The organism is Aureispira sp. CCB-E (assembly GCF_031326345.1).
Lineage (GTDB): Bacteria > Bacteroidota > Bacteroidia > Chitinophagales > Saprospiraceae > Aureispira.
The window spans coordinates 7,153,601-7,168,990 of sequence record NZ_CP133671.1 but is presented as its reverse complement, the minus strand read 5'-3'; the positions used below and the strand labels follow the sequence as shown (position 1 = coordinate 7,168,990).

The 15,390-nt window shown below is 35.1% G+C and carries 11 protein-coding genes; 9 read left to right on the top strand and 2 right to left on the bottom strand.

Annotation, left to right across the window (positions count from 1 at the left end):
* Positions 1 to 59 precede the first annotated feature (59 nt).
* Entirely contained in the window at positions 60 to 692 is a 633-nt protein-coding gene (locus QP953_RS27680; protein WP_231512799.1) for a sigma-70 family RNA polymerase sigma factor, read from the bottom strand.
* Positions 693 to 1,013: 321 nt separating this feature from the next.
* Positions 1,014 to 2,393, bottom strand: a complete 1,380-nt coding sequence (locus QP953_RS27675) for a LutB/LldF family L-lactate oxidation iron-sulfur protein (protein WP_052597050.1) — start codon at positions 2,391 to 2,393, stop codon at positions 1,014 to 1,016.
* 300 nt (positions 2,394 to 2,693) lie between these two features.
* On the opposite strand from QP953_RS27675, the gene QP953_RS27670 reads away from it, so the two are divergent.
* From QP953_RS27670 to QP953_RS27630, 9 genes are all read left to right on the top strand, one after another.
* Positions 2,694 to 3,932, top strand: a complete 1,239-nt coding sequence (locus QP953_RS27670) for a pitrilysin family protein (RefSeq protein WP_309553559.1) — start codon at positions 2,694 to 2,696, stop codon at positions 3,930 to 3,932.
* Between the two features lie 387 nt (positions 3,933 to 4,319).
* Entirely contained in the window at positions 4,320 to 4,550 is a 231-nt protein-coding gene (locus QP953_RS27665) for a twin-arginine translocase TatA/TatE family subunit (protein WP_052597054.1), read from the top strand.
* A 349-nt stretch (positions 4,551 to 4,899) separates the two neighbouring features.
* On the top strand, positions 4,900 to 7,287 hold the full coding sequence (locus QP953_RS27660) for a transglycosylase SLT domain-containing protein (RefSeq protein ID WP_309553558.1): 2,388 nt from the start codon (positions 4,900 to 4,902) through the stop codon (positions 7,285 to 7,287).
* A gap of 697 nt (positions 7,288 to 7,984) precedes the next feature.
* On the top strand, positions 7,985 to 8,905 hold the full coding sequence (locus QP953_RS27655; protein WP_156039659.1) for a hypothetical protein: 921 nt from the start codon (positions 7,985 to 7,987) through the stop codon (positions 8,903 to 8,905).
* A 69-nt stretch (positions 8,906 to 8,974) separates the two neighbouring features.
* Positions 8,975 to 10,837 carry a glycosyl hydrolase family 18 protein gene (locus QP953_RS27650; RefSeq protein ID WP_156039658.1) on the top strand — a complete coding sequence of 621 codons (1,863 nt, stop codon included), beginning with the start codon at positions 8,975 to 8,977 and terminating at the stop codon, positions 10,835 to 10,837.
* 52 nt (positions 10,838 to 10,889) lie between these two features.
* On the top strand, positions 10,890 to 13,067 hold the full coding sequence (locus QP953_RS27645; RefSeq protein WP_309553557.1) for a glycosyl hydrolase family 18 protein: 2,178 nt from the start codon (positions 10,890 to 10,892) through the stop codon (positions 13,065 to 13,067).
* A gap of 123 nt (positions 13,068 to 13,190) precedes the next feature.
* Entirely contained in the window at positions 13,191 to 13,448 is a 258-nt protein-coding gene (locus QP953_RS27640; RefSeq protein ID WP_052593671.1) for a hypothetical protein, read from the top strand.
* A 121-nt stretch (positions 13,449 to 13,569) separates the two neighbouring features.
* Positions 13,570 to 14,130, top strand: a complete 561-nt coding sequence (locus tag QP953_RS27635; protein WP_052593670.1) for a DUF4255 domain-containing protein — start codon at positions 13,570 to 13,572, stop codon at positions 14,128 to 14,130.
* 62 nt (positions 14,131 to 14,192) lie between these two features.
* On the top strand, positions 14,193 to 15,320 hold the full coding sequence (locus QP953_RS27630) for a hypothetical protein (RefSeq protein ID WP_052593668.1): 1,128 nt from the start codon (positions 14,193 to 14,195) through the stop codon (positions 15,318 to 15,320).
* The last annotated feature ends 70 nt before the right edge of the window (positions 15,321 to 15,390 follow it).

Genomic DNA, 15,390 nt, shown 5'->3' with positions numbered 1-15,390 from the left:
TACTGATAAACTATTACTGTGCCAATAAGTAACATTTTCTGTCATAAATTGTTCAATTTTTATTTTTTTTGTCCACGTTTATCTTTATAACCCATGGATTGTGCATAATCTGTTAAACGCTCTTTAAGCATGTTTCTAGCACGATGCAACCTAGATCGGACAGTTCCGATAGGAATATCAATTATTTTAGATATTTCTTCATAAGTGAAGCCTTCAATGTCACAAAGTAGAATGACAGTTCTGAAATCAATAGGCAATGCATTAATAGCATTGGTGACTTCATCGCCCATCATACCTTGAAAAATATCTTCTCTCAAGTCGAAGAAATCTACATAGCTTGCGTCTTCACTATCGTGATAGGTTGCAATTTCCTCATAGTCTACCTGTGTTGGTCGTTTGCTTTTCTTACGATATTGGTTGATAAAAGCGTTCTTCAATATCTTAAACAACCAAGCCTTCGCATTAGTTCCTTGAATGTACTTATCTATGAATCTAAATGCCTTTAAATAAGTTTCTTGAACCAAGTCATTTGCATCATCTTCGTTGTAACAAAGGTGAAAAGCAAAATTATAGAGTGCGTCAATTTGAGGCATCAATTCGCTGTTAAATACAGCTAATTGCTCTGGTGTCGCTGTAGGAACTTCTTCCTGTTGGTCAACTTCTTCTTCTAAGTATTCATTTTCGTTTTCCACGGTGATGTTGTATTTAAGTTGAATTTATTACCAATATTTTACAAATGACAGCATTGAATAGGAGCCATGATTTACAAAACACGATAGTATTCTAGGATTTGTTAAAGCGATTGTTGTTGAATAAACTACGAAGTAATGTGAAAACTCAACTATTTATAATTATCATAATAGTTGACAAAACTATATAGTATAGTATTAATATACCCTAATTTATTCCACATAGTTTCCCAAAATACGCTTTTTTTTCAAAAAAGCATAATTAATACCTTGAAATGGATAGGAATAGAAACCGTTGTTTGTTGGTGATCGAACTAAAATAGTTTATACTTTTCCTTTTTTCCAAAGCTGATTGAAAGTATGTTTGGGAAACTTGGGAAACTCTCTGCGATCGCCCCACATTTTGCTCAAGAACAAGTTGCCAACCAAGTTTTTGCTAAAAGCAGGAGCATTCATCAACGACCTATTCAACATTGCTGTTCGCCAAGCCCGCCACATCAGCTGTTCTTCTTTTGGGCGCAAATTTTCTGCTTCTTCAAAAGAACGATTGTATAATAGCATTTGATGAAGGTTGATGTTGACAGGGCAGTTTTCTGTACAACTGCCACATAAAGAAGACGCTTGGCTTAAATGGACATTGTCTTCAAATTTTCCGATTTTTAGATGAGGACTAATAACTGCACCAATAGGACCACTATAAGGGCTATCATAAGTATGTCCACCAATGGTTTGATAGACAGGACAATTGTTGAGGCAAGAGCCACAACGAATACAATACATCGACTCTCGCATGTACTCATCGCCCATAACTTCGCTGCGTCCATTATCAAGCAAAATAACATACATATCTTCGGGACCATCTACTTCATGTGCTTGCTTAGGACCGCTCAAAATAGTATTGTAGACAGTGGTATTTTGTCCTGTACCAAACGTTGCCAACAAAGGCAAAAATAGATCTAAATCTTCTATTGAGGGAATCATTTTTTCAATTCCGATAATAGCAATATGTGTTTTGGGAAGCGTTGTTGCTAAACGCCCATTACCTTCATTTTCTACCAAGACCATAGAACCTGTATCTGCCAAAAGGAAGTTGCCTCCAGAAATACCAATGTCTGCTTGTGTGAAACGTTCTCGTAAAACTTGGCGAACATAAGCTGTTAGTGCTTCGGGGCTTGCATCTGGAGCGGTTTGGAATTTTTCGTGAAACAAATCAGCAATATCTTCTTTAGACAAATGCATGGCAGGAGTAACAATATGATAAGGTGTTTCTCCTTTGACTTGAACAATAAATTCTCCTAAATCAGTTTCTAGAACTTCAATACCTTGTTCTTCTAATAGATGGTTTAGTTTTATTTCTTCTGTAATCATGGATTTAGACTTAACAACAATTTTTGCTGCTTTTTCTTTCATGATTTGGGTAATCGCCTTTTGTGCTTCTTCGATATCTTCTGCCCAAATAACTTTTCCTCCACGAGCCGTAAACTTTGCTTCAAATTCTTCTAGGAGAGCAGGTAAATTTTGAATTGTTTTTGCTTTGATGTTTTTAGCCAATTGCCTTGCCTGCTCTAAGTTTTCAAACTGCTGTTTGCCTATAGCTACTTTGGTATGGTATTTCCCCATATTAAATTTAAGACGCTTTCGGTGCTCTTTTGAAAACGCTTTTTCCTCGGATTTTTCTAAAAAAGTAGCTAAGTGTTTATTCATTATTTCAAGGTATTAGACATAACGATTATAAAATAGGTTTGATAGAGTTTAAATTATTGATTGCTAGTGATTAAGTAGAGTTTTTAGGTTCTGTTAATTTGCCCAGCAAAAATAGTCACACACTTTATAAGGTTATTTAGCAAACTATTAAGTTTGATAAAAAGTGCTTATTCTCCACAGAAGAATAGACCTTATCACAAATTTAACTAATTTTGCAATCTTTTTGACACTTTAGTTGTTTTATGCTTCAATATAAAAAGTAGTGGTTCTCATTTAAAGAAAAAGAACGAATAATAAAGAATGGAATTTACACGATATCAATTGGATAACGGCTTGAAGCTGTTGGTACACCAAGATAAAAGTACCCCACTGGTTTCCGTTTGTATTACCTACAATGTAGGGACAAAAGACGAAGAAGAGGGAAAGTCTGGTTTTGCACACTTGTTTGAACATTTGATGTTTGGAGGTTCAAAGCACGCTTTGAGCTTTGATGATTATATTCAACAAGCAGGAGGTGAAAACAATGCTTTTACCAACCAAGATATGACCGTTTATTATGAATATATGCCTTATCAAAACCTCGAAACAGCCCTCTGGTTGGAAGCCGATCGAATGTTGCATCTTAACCTAGATGCAAAGGCTTTGGAGCGAGAAAAAAAAGTGGTATTAGAAGAATTTAAAGAGAGCTGTTTAAACGAACCTTATGGCGATATTTGGCATCATATAGGACCTATGGCTTACCGAGTACATCCTTACCGAATTCCTACGATAGGACAGGTGCCACAACACATTGAGGATGCAACTTTGGAAGATGTAAAGGCTTTTTTTGATCGCTTTTACTGTCCTAACAATGCTGTATTGAGTATCTGTGGAAATGTAGAACCTGAACAGGCTTTAAGGCTGACTCAAAAATGGTTTGGAGATATTGAGCAAGGAAAGGTAAATAAGATAAAGTCGCCTTACGAACCGTTACAAACAGAGAAACGAGTGATTGAGGTCGCTGCTAATGTTCCTTTAAATGCTTTGTATTTGGTGTTTCATAGCGCAGAACGCAACCACAATGATTATTATGTAGATGATTTTATAACCGATGTGTTGGCAGAAGGCGATGCTTCGCAACTGTATCAAAACTTGGTGAAAGAACAGGAATTGTTTTCGTCTATTGATGCCTATATTACGGCTTCTATTGATACTGGTTTAATGATTATTGAAGGAAAATTATCGGATGAGGCAACATTTGAAGAAGCAGAAAAGGCGATTTGGAAAGAGCTAGAAAAGCTTAAGAATACTTTATTGCCTGCCAAAGCTGTGGAAAAATTTCGGAATCGAACTGAACACAATATTGAATTTAGTGAATTGAATAATTTGCACAAGGCAATCAATCTAGGATATTATGAGATACTAGGAGATGCGGCAATGATTAATGAGGAAAAAGCAAAATATAATGCCATTACTGCTTTGGATATTCAAAAACGTAGCCAGCAAATTTTTCAAGATGAGAAATGTTCGGTATTGTATTACAAGGCAAAAAATAAATAAAAGGAAGGTAAGGTAAAGTAATAGGTTTTGCGGTTTTCTTATTTTGATTGGAAGGGCTTAAGTTGGTTGAAATTTTGCCACTTATTAGTCATTTGAGATGGTTGTGAAACGATTCCAACGAGTTTGTTCAAAAAACAGAATTGGAAGGAAATTTACTAAATAAAAAAGAACTCAAAAAGTAAAGAAAGAGAAACTAAAAAAACAACTAGCAGACCTTGAAGTTAGTTTTTGAAAATAGACCTAAATAGCTCTTTTTGAATCTAAAAGTTTTAGTTAACTAAATCTTATTTAGGTAGAGACAAGTCAAAAGATTCAATTAAAAAGTGTATCTTTGTTTATAGTAGTTCACAAATTGAGACGAATTTTATAAAATAAATATCATAGATCATGAATACAGTTTTTTTAATGCAATTTTTAGGACCAGAGATGCTTCTTGTATTCTTTGTTATTCTTTTGTTGTTCGGTGGTAAAAAAATACCAGAACTAATGAGAGGTTTAGGAAAAGGAGTGAGCGAGTTTAATAATGCTCGTGATTCTGTGACCAAAGAATTTAGACAAGGAATGAAGGAGGGTGAAAAGGAAAAAATAAAAATTGAAGAGAACTCTAAGGCTTCTTAGAAAAGCTTGATTTTTTACCAGAATTATTTCGTTAATATTCTCCTAAAAGGACAATAAACAGCTATTTTTTTGCTTTATTGTAAACAAAGCTTCATACAATAGCACAAAAACGAACATTTATGCTCATTGTTAAGATGATCAGGAATGTTCGTTTTTGTTTTTTTGAAAACAAGCTTTTTTTTATAACTTTACAGTTATTAGCACATTAGCTTAAATATCATTTCACACAATGAGAGGCAAAATTTAAGCTGATGGAAATAAAAATAAACATTGCTAACCCTTCAATGTTTTACATTATATCTTGGAAAAAATACAATTTGAGCCCCAGAAGAAAAAACACTACCTACTAATGAACTTGAATTTTTATGTGTTAAGAGCTATATCTTTGATCTTAGTAACTTCACTTTTGACCAATATAGCCGCTAATGCAACGTCCCCTGATTATCCCGTAATCGATGAAGAATTAGGAAAAATACTAGTTGATGGAATGGGGAGTCTGATGAATGACTATCCAGACAACAATCCTGACTATCCGACTTTTACAGACGAACATTATAGAGCACGTTTCCTAGAAATGTCTGGCGAAATTCAATATCGTCTAACTCCTGATATTAAGAACCACATCATCCATCGTACAGAGCGATACAGAAGCGCTACAGAGCGTACTTTGGGATTGACGGAAATGTATTTTCCTATTTTTGAAGAATACTTGTCTGAAAAAAATATTCCACATCACTTAAAGTATTTACCAATTGTTGAGTCAAACTTAAATGCAGTTGCCAAATCTCATGCTTCTGCTGTTGGTTTATGGCAATTTATTCCTGGAACAGGAAAGCTTTATGGTTTGAAAGTGGCTTCTTATCTGGACGAGAGAAGTGATACGCACAAGGCATCACAAGCAGCAGCTACAATGTTGTCTAACTTGTACAAACGATATGGGGATTGGCCATTGGCTTTAGCGGCCTACAATTGTGGTCCTGGGCGTGTTGATAAATACGTAAAAGGCAACGATAAAGATTTTTGGGATATTAGAAAATATCTTCCAAGAGAAACACAAATGTATGTGCCTTATTTTATGGCAGTAGCTTATTCTTATGAGTTTCATCACTTGCACGAATTGACTCCCAAGAAATTGCCTAGTGATTTAGTCTTGACAGATTCTATTCATCTAGAACCAGGCTATCAGACACTTTCTCAATTAAGCAAAAAGTATAAAATTAGCCTAGATACTTTAAAACGCTTAAATCCTGGTTATATCAAAAATTATATACCGTCTGGTTCTAAGTTGAATATTTTGGTACTTCCAGCTCGTATTGTGGCTCAAGTGAGAAATTATGCTCCAGCACTGAAACGAATCATGGCAATGAAATCAGAGAACCCAATCAAATGTATTCGACGTGTCAATAGTGAAGCTGATTTGAGTAAGTTGATGAAAGCCCATCGTTTTTCACGCAATGATCTATTGTTTTGGAATGGCTTATCGACTAATTACAGAGTAAAAAAAGGGGATATTATTGCTGTAAGAAAATACCGTGTCCCAAAAGATGCTTGGCCTAAAAAGGAGGTTCGTAAAGATATTCAGAGCATTTCAATTGCTTCTCTAAAGGTAGTAGGGCTAGATGATAAACAAGAAAAAGCTGTAACGGCACCTGTGTATGTTTCTATTAAGAACAAGAAATTAGCACAAAAACTAGCAACAACTTCTATTAGTCCATCGAATAGAAAAGAGCGTTCTAGTTTTGGTATCGCTCCAACAAAAAGTAATACCCAAAATGCAAAAGTAGTTCCATCACAAAAGAACGAAGTTATGGCCGCTATTTCTCAAAATAGAAGTAGAGAGCGTAGATTGCGTAACAATACAACACTAAATAAAAGCACGGTCAATATTCAAAATAATACGACTCCTTCTGAGAAAGTTGTGTCTTCTTCTGACGCAGCGACCCTTGCACTTCAGGAAAAAGCAGCTAAAGAAGCTCAAAAATTATCTGCAAGCAAGCAAATTAACGACTTAAGTCGAGCCATTCAATCAAAAGAACAAGCTATCGTAAAAGCCAAATCATATAGCACAACAAGTGCTGAAGAGGTTGCGGCATTGTCTTACCTTAATAATAAGTCAGAGGCATTAAAAGAGACTCGAATGGCAAAAAAAAAGGCTAAGGTAGAAGCAGAAATGAAAGCAAAAGCAGCGGCAGAACGTCAAGCGAAGTTGGAAGCAGAAATGAAAGCAAAAGCGGCAGCAGAACGTCAAGCGAAGTTGGAAGCAGAAATGAAAGCAAAAGCAGCGGCAGAACGTCAAGCGAAGTTGGAAGCAGAAATGAAAGCAAAAGCGGCAGCAGAACGTCAAGCGAAGTTGGAAGCAGAAATGAAAGCAAAAGCGGCGGCAGAACGTCAAGTGAAGTTGGAGGCAGAAATGAAAGCAAAAGTAGCAGCAGAACGTCAAGCGAAGTTGGAAGCAGAAATGAAAGCAAAAGCAGCAGCAGAACGTCAAGCGAAGTTGGAAGCAGAAATGAAAGCAAAAGCAGCAGCAGAACGTCAAGCGAAGTTGGAGGCAAAATTAGCTGCTGAAAATGCGCAATTGGGAAAAACCTATCAGTATCACCAAGTCAAAAATGGTGAAACAATATTGCAAATTGCTGCAAAATATAATGTTTCGGTAAGTGATCTCCAAACTTTGAATAATATCTCTACTCAAACTATCCTTAGAAAAGGAATGGAGTTGAAAATTAGAAAGAAGTAGATGGATGCCTTGACAAGCTTCAACGTGCAAGTTATTCAACAAAAATTAAACATATCTTAATGTGAAAAAGAGGTGTCTTGTGATGCCTCTTTTTTATTTTGCAATATAAACTTGAATATTATTTATTCTTTTTCAAAAAAAGAATTAAATTGGTGTATATCTAATCTTTTAGTAGTTCAATGATTTGTTCATGATACTTATAAGTATTGTCTCTTGTACAATTTGTATAAGTCGGGTAGATGGCTCTTTCTAGAGTAAACACAAACAAAATACTTATGAAAAAAAGAATTAAAATATACAAAATTATTTTATGTTGACTCATTTTTTTATCTTGTAGCTTGCTGATTTTTAGAGCTTAATAGGTTTTGAATTGTGTTAATTTGATTTTAGTAGATAATTTGGTCTACCTAAAAGAGATAGTTCATTCGTAGCTAGCTTTAGCAAGAGTTAATAAGCCACCACAAAGCGACACTGCACAACACGCTTCTGTGAGCAAGAACCACAACTTTATCGAAGATTCTATAGAAGATATAACTATTATTATTATTAAAACGGTGTGCCCAAGATATTGTAAACTGTTATGAGATGTACCCTAATGCTCTTTTGTTTTTACTGCCTTTGTTTATCAACTGAGTCACTAGCTCAAGACAAAGTAGAGCTATTCAATAATTTGGAACAAATTGGCGCTTTTCAAACATTGAATAAGACATTTGATGTAAAAACAGGAGAGGAGCTTATTGTGACTGTTACACCAATGAAAGGAAAACTAGGAAAGCTAGTAATTGATATTCCTGGTTCTAATTTTCAGTATGTTAATAAAAAACTAGTGAAGCTAGATCGTGAAAGAATTCGAGTGGCTCAATCTGGTACCTATGTATTTCATTTTGTTAATAGTGATATTAGCAAAAAAGAATTAGATATAAAAATTTATAAACAACGTAGTACAGTCAATAAAGATACCATCATTTTAGATGATGTTATTTTTTCTTCTTTTCGAGATACCATCAAACAATATAGAGACGATACTATTCCAGTGCCTGATTTGGCAGAATATGAATTTGTATTGAGTCCTGCTATGAATTATAGTGCTGTTAGTGATTCTATTATTTTTGAAGAGCTATTAAAAGACGAAAATACAGAATATCAATATGCTGCTTATTGGATTGGAATAGGAAGCGAATCGATTGCTGCGTATAACAAACTCAAAAATAGTCCTCCTCCAAGTTGGAGTATTGCGGGGATTAATGAACCTTTAATGGCGTACGGCTTGGGCATAACAGATTTGCTCCCGTTTAGCTCATCATCTATCTCTAGAGATGTTATGTTCAAGTTTATGAATCCTGAAAAGTATAATAATACCGATAAAAAACCGAGATTAACTCGCAAGGATAAACGAGCGGATTTTTTTGGTAGAATTCCAATTAGTAGTGCTAGTAAATATAGAGAGTTGTTGTTGAGTATTCGCAATTTTAATACAACGACAGGAGTGCCAGTATACGTTAAATTTGCTAAATTTAAATTGGATAGAATTTATTACAACGAATACATTATAAGGGAACGAGTCCAAGAAATTTTTAGAGAAAAGACCCTAGAAGTATTGGCGCCAGAGGAGGGATAAAATGTTGCCATAACGCTTGATTTCTTTTTAACAATTAATCCCAAAGAGTATTCATTTAAAAAATACGATGTGAAACATAATACTGCAACATATTATTTGAGCTGTGTCCTTAGTGTACTAATGTTATTGCTCTTTTATGTAGAACCGATTCCTGCACAAAAAATTCAAAATAGAGTTAAAAATGCAGCAAAACGTAAAACAGCAGAGAAAATAAGTGAATTAAAATCGACAGGAAGAGTTCAAGTCAATTCTACCAAAAGAGCGTTAAAAAATTCATTAAAGGGAGGGAAGCCCGGAATTGGTCCAGGTTCGGAAGCAACATTGGATGAATTAATAGAAGACAAAGAAACAAGAGAGAGTTTAACTGATAATACGAATAGAAGTCGTTATGTCGAGTTATTTGGAGAGTGGACAACAATGCCTAGTGATGCAGAGTTGCTGGCTAGAGCCAAACTAAAGGCAATACAAGATTCTTTGAATAATATCGACCGAAAATACTTTCGAGTTACTAAAAATATTTGGGATGATAGTCGCCCTATGATCATTTTTGGCTGGCATCCTTATTGGTTGGGAGATATTTACAAGGGCTACGATTATGATATGTTTAATGTAGTTGCTTATTATTCTTACGACATCAACCCTGAAAGTGGTGCGCCACAGAATCCTGCGGCAATGACTAGTTTTATGACAGGAGAATTTGTTCGTACGGCTCATGACAAAAATTGTAGCGCATTATTGTCAGTAAGTTGCCATGGAGAACAAAATGTTACCCGCTTTTTGAGTCAAAACATTCCTGCACAACAACGATTCATGGATTCTATTCTTTTTATTTTAGATTCTACGAATGCAGATGGAATTGAAATAAATTTTGAAGGAGTCAATGCCAATACAAAAGATGAGTTTTCTAAATTTATACGAATATTATCAACAACTTTAACAGGGGCTAGAGGAGATACTAGTTTTGTATTTTTGAGTGTGCCTGCTTATGATCCTGATAATGTTTATAACGTAGCAGAGCTACAAAATTTTGTCGATATTTTTGTTGTCAAAGGATTTGACTTTCAAGAGACTCCAAATGGGTTGAAAAAGATGCCAACGGCACCACTAAATTATAGTCCATTAACTTCTGCACCCGATTTGAGAACAGCTGTTGATCGATATATTGCCGACTTAGGACCCATATATAGTGCTCGTTTAATTTTGGCACTACCGTATTATGGAACACGATGGGTAACGGACGGAATCACAGAAGAGATATTGGATATGCAAGCCATTACTTATAATGACCTCCAATTTGAATTTGTGATGCAAATTGACAACTACCAAAAGTTTCCAGGGGCAAGATTGCGGTACGATAGCATACAAACTTCATATGTGTTTAGTTATTATGATTATTATGGAGTCGATACGGCACTTGGAGACATCCCTGCTGATGTAACAATCTATTTTGATGATAGTTTGAGCCTTCAGAAAAAATATCGCTATTTGATGGATGCAAGATTAGGCGGTGTCGGAATTCAGTTTTTAGGTAATGACGCAGGGTTTCAGCATTTGGAAACGATGCTTTCTAATGAGTTTATGGAAATCGTTGAACCACAAAACGAAAAGTTGGCAGAGGTCTATGAAAAAAGCAATACTTTTCGCCAAAATTCTATTTATGCATTGGTTGTATTGCTCTATCTAGCTATTTTTCTGGCTATTGGCTTGTGTGCGGCACTATTTAATCGCCAAGTTCGTCAAGCGTTGTTTGACAATGGACGATTTAGAATTGGATATATGCTGTTCTTTACCTTTTTAATGTTGCTTGTTGGAGGTTATATGGGCTTATTTGAAGGCACAACCATACCATTACTTGTAGGAGTGATTTTTGGGGCGATTGTGAGTTGGGCAGGTTGGAAGTATGTTTCTCAAAAAAAGTCATTAACTCCCTAATTAGTCGAATTGAGGCTAGCACATAGAAGCCCATACTATATTAATACCGAATATGAAACAATCAATAATATCTCATTTTTCAGCACAACTGCTGCTTTGGACATTGTTCCTTTGTTGTTGTCAAACTAGCCTTTGGGGACAATTATGGGGAGATGAACTAGACTCTATCGAACGAGTTCAGCTAGAAAAAAGACAGGTTTTAAAAGCGACACCACCCATACAGGAACGTGTAGATCACAAAATTAATGAGCACCGCTTGTTGATGCTTGCTTACGAATGGTGGGAATTGCCTACCAACATCGAACAAACACGCATTGACAAGGCTTTGGATAGTCGTTATGAGCCTTATAATACTAGTCTTGAAAACTCAGATTGGAGAAATAAAAGAGGCGTCTTTTATAGAAGTAACAATAAAATACTTCCCAAACAAAACTTAACGGTAATGGGCTGGCATCCTTACTGGAAAGGGGATACTTACAAGACTTATAACTATAGGTTGTTAACGCATTTGGCTTACTTTGGCTATGAAGTTAATCCATTTACAGGAGGTTACACTAGCTTTGAGGCAATTGAAGAACTAATGAGTAGCGATTTGATTATGACCGCTCATTTAGATACTTGCAAAGTGTTATTGACAGTAAGCAATAGAGGGTATAGTAATAATGAAATATTTTTTACCAGTGAGCCAGATGTTCAGCGCAATTTAATAGATAGTTTAAAAAGTATTTTGTTACGCTCTGGAGCGGATGGAATTGATTTGAACTTTGAAGATGTTCCAATTACACAGAAAGCGAATTTCATGGACTTTGTTAAGGAGCTTTCTTTTGCTATTAGAGAAGATAACAACGACTATGTAATTAGTATGTCTGTGCCTTTGTATGATCGTGATAATGTATATGATTTGCCTCAATTAAAGCCATGGATTGATTTATTTGTCATCAATAGTTTTAATTTTCACATTCAGCCAACACAATTGCACGAAGGTCCTTTGGCGCCATTGACGGACTATGATGCTTCTATTAGAGGAACAGTATGTTTGTATAAACTGTACACTACCTTAGATGAATTATTGGCTGTTCCTTATGATATTACAGACGTCGTTTTGGAGCATGATGAAGTATATGAAAGTCGATTGAGAGATTCGTTGAATTACTACATCCAACGCACTTATCAAAATCTAGAATATGAGCCATATGATATTACCGATATTCTAAACACAATCAAAATTACAAAAGATATGGATGGTCGCCCTTTGTGGCAAGATTATCAAATTAATCGTTTGTTGAGAAAAACGAATTGTGTAGGGATGTTGTCGCAATATTCAAAAGCGGCTAAAGATAATGAAAATGTTGGCTTCTTTATTTTTAAGCCCAAGCGAGATACATTGGTCTTTAAAGAGTTGGATCTTTTTAAGAATATTGCCATTCGAGCAGAAGTAGATTCCCAACAAATGGATTTGAATAAAATGATTGAGCTTTTTAAAGCAAAAATTGGCTACGATCATATTGGTAGTTTGGTTTTGGGATTGCCTTATCATGGAGCCGTTTGGTACAAAGACAGAGCAGGCAAAAAAGATTTTGAAGGTTATATGCCTTACAGCGAAATCTTGCGCTTGGCAGAAAAAGGTAGAGCCAGTATCGACTATGACAAAGGGACGCATTCTATGGAAGCAACCGTTCGAGATACACTAGGAGGGGTCTACAAGATTTATTTTGATAATTCTACCTCGTTGGGGCGAAAGTTTGATTTTGCAGTTGACCAAGGAATGGGGGGAGTTGGTCTGTGGGCTTTGGGAGCAGATTATGCGCACACAGATTTGTGGTCTACAATAGAAGAAAGCTTTGTTAAAAGAAAAGTTTGGAACCACAAAAAAGGGAAGTATACAAGAATAAGTGTTGATAAAGAAAATAAAATTAATTATACCATTCAATACTTATTGAAGCGATTTAGTCATCTCATTTTTGCCACCTTATTTTTGATCACCATTTTCATCTGTATTAGCTTCTGTTTCTCAGTATTGGATTGGAAGGTGCGAGATGTATTGTTTTATAGTGGTGCCTTTCGAATTTTTTATCTAGTTGTCTTTACAATTGTACTGTTAGTAGTTGGAAATTGGTTGGGGTGGTTCCAAAATAGAATGATTACGTTTGCTATAGGAACAGGCTTGGGATTACTATTGACTTGGGTGGCGTCCAATTTGGTAGCCAATAAACACAAGGAGTTGCCTTAGTACATTGCAAAAACACAAGGAGTTTGTTTTTCAGAATACGAATTACCGAGCGTGTTGAGAAAAAACTTTGAAATCGATCAAGTCGAGAAAAGAACCACTATTTTTAAATAAAAAAGGATAACAATGGGAAAGGTAATTGCCCGAGAATTTATTTGGCTGTTTGTTGGTCTAATTGCAGCTATTCCATTAGGGATTGTGTTTTTGTGGTTTTTCGGAACGACAAATGAAATAATTAATTTACCAGAGATTCGAAAGAACTATATCTTTTGGTTATATTTAATAGGATATCTAACTTCTTTTGTTGGAATCTATATTATCCGTTTTGTATCAATGGCTTTGAAAACCTTGACAGCACCTGAAACGGAAGAAGAAGAGGAGTAAATCTGAAATTTCTATTAAATTAGTTCAACTAGATTCAGGGGAGTTCGGTTTGTCTTGCGACAAAAGAATAGAAACGACAAAAAGAATAGCTGAACTATTTTCTAATTAGTTTTAATATCTAATGATTCACGACACAATTGCAGCTATTGCAGGGGAACTTAATCGTTTTTTGCAATCCAAACATAATATTACAGAAGAAAAGGTTGTCATGTCTAACATTGTCAATTTAGATGGTAGTGTGGCTGTTCAAGAACCCGATAAAATTGTTATGACCTTGGCCAATATCGAAATGGATAAAAGCCAAAGTAATGTGGGGGGGTACAAACAGACGGGAAGAGGAAGTTTTCAAAAATTTAATCCACCCATTAATATAAATATAACCGTTTTGTTTTCTGCTTATTTTACAAGTGAAAATTATTTGGAGGGACTTAAATTTATAACTTCTGTCATTGCTTTTTTTCAATCTAGAGCAGGAAGTTTTAACAACCAAAATACGCCTGCAATCAACGGAATCGTTGATCGTCTTCAAGCAGAGTTAATTACAATGGAAACAAGAGACTTGGGGAATTTTTGGGGAATTATGGGGTCTAAATATTTACCCTCTGTGGTATATAAAATAAAGACACTGCCCATCAAACATGATCTTATCTTTCCAGATATTCCTGTTATCAAAAAAACATAAATTTTTTTGCTTGATAATGGTAATGTTTATTAACAAAGAAGCATATAAAATAGAGAAATCTAATGGCTAAAATTAAAAGAAATAAAAAAAGCAAATTTCCTCAAATGAAATTGGAACTGTTGGCGCAGTTTCAAGAGCTTCTTGATGTTCAAATTAAGCATGATTTTTTTGAAGAAGGAGTCTTTCCCGCAGGAAAAGTTAGATTGACACCAACAGAAGGAACCCTGAAAGAATTGGCACGTAATGGACTACAATACCGATCTATGGCCAGTGGTTTTATGTTGGGCTATGCCTCGACAGATTCTTATACACCAATTGCCGATATTGAAAAACCAGTTCATCTTTCTATTTTGTTAGATGTTGTTGATCAGCGATTTTTGAACTATACCGATCTGCCGTTTGAGTTTGATGATAACACCATCTTTTATTTTAATAATAAGAGTTTAGAAAAAGACGATACAGAACATAAGAACTTATCTCTAAATCAATACGTAACACCAGAAGATAAGGTAGAAATTTGTAGTTCTATCATTATTTACGATTTTGACGAAGAACAATATGGAACCGAAGTACAGGTAATGAACGCTTTGGAAGAAATTGTATTTGAAGAAATTTTAGAAGATGGAGCTGTCTCTTGTGAAATTTCTTTATTGGGAGAACCCGAGGGCAAATACTCTATTCTTATTGACGGTCTGGAAGAAAAATCCTTTTACTTGTACACTGGATTGAAAAAAATCTTTGGAGTGATTGATATTATTATTGACAAAGATGATTTTAGTGATTATGCTTTGTTTGATGATGATGGAGGCTTGGTATCACAAGTGTATAATATTCGATTTGGTGCTCGTTCTGTTCGTTGGCAATATGTTTTGATAGAAAATGGCAATGACCAGATGCATCGAGAACCTGAAATCTATGATACCAATAGAGCCGAAGGTTATGTTCCAATGTCTTTTGAGGAGCCAGAAACGGTCGCTTTGGACGGAGGAAAAGAAGTATTTCATATTTGGACAATGGAACCCATTGCCTTTAAAGAAAAACAGCTAGAAAAGTTCAAATTAAAGACAAAAAGAGGCAAAAGTGGCGTAGAGTGGATTGTTCAATTGCCCTGTGCATCGGCACTTGGGAACTTAAAAGTAAATTTATTAGACAAATCTGAGGTTTATTCAGAATTAATAGTATATTTGTAGGGAGTATTACAAATGATATAATGTAATTGTATATAAATGTAATACTAGAATTTAAAACTTATTAAATCAA